Origin of the sequence: Stenotrophomonas sp. NPDC077659 (genome assembly GCF_050268705.1) — a bacterium.
In the GTDB taxonomy this organism is placed as follows: Bacteria; Pseudomonadota; Gammaproteobacteria; order Xanthomonadales; family Xanthomonadaceae; genus Stenotrophomonas.
The window spans coordinates 7,351-9,149 of record NZ_JBNNHG010000147.1 but is presented as its reverse complement, the minus strand read 5'-3'; the positions used below and the strand labels follow the sequence as shown (position 1 = coordinate 9,149).

At 65.6% G+C, this 1,799-nt stretch carries 3 protein-coding genes; all 3 read left to right on the top strand.

Going from position 1 to position 1,799, the window contains the following annotated elements; translation table 11 throughout:
* On the top strand, nucleotides 1-361 hold a 361-nt coding region (locus ACQKDV_RS16310; protein WP_427785106.1), incomplete at its 5' end, for an adenosylhomocysteinase.
* A gap of 306 nt (nucleotides 362-667) precedes the next feature.
* Complete coding sequence (gene ybaK / locus ACQKDV_RS16305; RefSeq protein ID WP_427785104.1) at nucleotides 668-1,141, top strand: Cys-tRNA(Pro) deacylase; 474 nt, start codon at nucleotides 668-670, stop codon at nucleotides 1,139-1,141.
* Nucleotides 1,141-1,623, top strand: coding sequence for a hypothetical protein (locus tag ACQKDV_RS16300; protein ID WP_427785102.1), 483 nt, complete (start codon nucleotides 1,141-1,143; stop codon nucleotides 1,621-1,623). Before ybaK ends, ACQKDV_RS16300 begins: the two co-directional genes overlap by 1 nt.
* The last annotated feature ends 176 nt before the right edge of the window (nucleotides 1,624-1,799 follow it).

The following is a 1,799-nucleotide window of genomic DNA, read 5'->3' as shown; positions in this document are numbered from 1 at the left end:
CGCGTTACCGCTGCGCTTAGACCATGGTCGAAAGTCGGCGCGTTGCAGGCCCGGGAACGGCAATGCGATCTTCCTGCTGGCCGAAGGCCGCCTGGTGAACCTGGGCTGCGCCACCGGCCACCCGAGCTTCGTGATGTCCAACTCGTTCGCCAACCAGACCCTGGCCCAGATCGACCTGTGGGCCAACAAGGACAGCTACGAGAAGAAGGTCTACCTGCTGCCCAAGCACCTGGACGAAGAAGTGGCCCGCCTGCACCTGGAAAAGATCGGCGTGAAGCTGACCACCCTGACCCAGGAACAGGCCGACTACATCGGCGTGCCGGTGGAAGGCCCGTTCAAGCCGGACCACTACCGCTACTGATCGGCCGATGCGGCCACGCATGGCGTGGCTCTACAGAGGCTGCGGGATCGGGGCCCTTTCAGCAGGAAAGGGCCCCGCCCCCAGCCGCAGATGCACACGGACGGGCGCCTTCGGGCGCCCGTTCCGCATTGATCGCGCGGTTCATCCACGCATGGCGTGGATCTACCAAGGACGGTGCATGGCGTCGGGAGCCGGTGACCCGTAGATCCACGCCAAGCGGCCACAGTAGATCCACGCCATGCGTGGATGCTTTCCAGCAATAGCCTCGGTCAAGGCAACGCCCCCACCACGCGCTACGATGCATCCATGACCCCCGCCATCAATCTGCTCAAGCGCGAGAAGATCGCCCACGCCGTGCGCAGCTACGTGCACGACGCCCACGCCGAATCCTATGGCAGCGAAGCCGTGGAGAAACTGGGCCTGCACCCGGCGCAGGTGTTCAAGACCCTGCTCGCCAGCACCGATACCCACGAGCTTCTGGTGGCGATCGTGCCGGTAGCCGGGCAGCTGGACCTGAAGGCACTGGCCGAAGCCGCCGGCTGCAGGAAGTGCGAGATGGCCACAGCCGAGGCCGCGCAGCGCGCGACCGGCTACCTGGTCGGCGGCATCAGTCCCCTTGGACAGAAAAAACGCCTGCGTACCTTCCTCGACGCCAGCGCGCAGTCACTGCCGACGCTGCACGTCAGCGCCGGCCGCCGCGGCCTGGAAGTGGAACTGGCACCGGCCGACCTGCTGCGTCTGACCGCAGGAACCTACGCGCTGATCGGCAAGCCACGCTGATGCGCTGGCCATGGTCTTCGCCGCCTCCGCGTCTGGCAAATGCACAGGCCGATGCCCTGCTGCAGGATCTGCTCTCGCGTGACGCCACGCGCATCGTCGACTCGGCACGCACCGTCGCCCGGCTGTTCGACACCGCCGTACTGGACGCACTGGCACCGCACGCCGGTCGCATCGAATCCGCCTGCGCAGGCATCGCACTCGGCGGCGCTCTGGTCAGCCTGAAGACCCACCTGGAATTCGCCCTGCGGCGATTGAATTACTGGCAAGCGCGCAGCGGCTGCCTGTGCGCGCTCAATCCGCATTATCTGTTCTTCGACCCACGCAGGCTGATCGACCAAGGGCAGATGCAGTTGCTATGCGTGGCCGAAGCCGAAGATGGCTGGGGCGCATGCCACCATGTCGCCTGCACGCAGTGCGGGCAGCGCTGGCAGGCGACCGACCGCGAATATCATTACCCGTGGTGGGAGTGGAAGGTCGCCTGACGGCAGTGCAGCCACGCATGGCGTGGCTCTACTGCAACCCCGAGTAGATCCACGCCATGCGTTAATGTGAATCTACGCAGCGCGGACCAACGGTCCGCACCCACCAGACCCAGTAGATCCACGCCATGCGTGGATGTGAATCTACGCAGTGCGGACCAACGGTCCGCACCCACCAC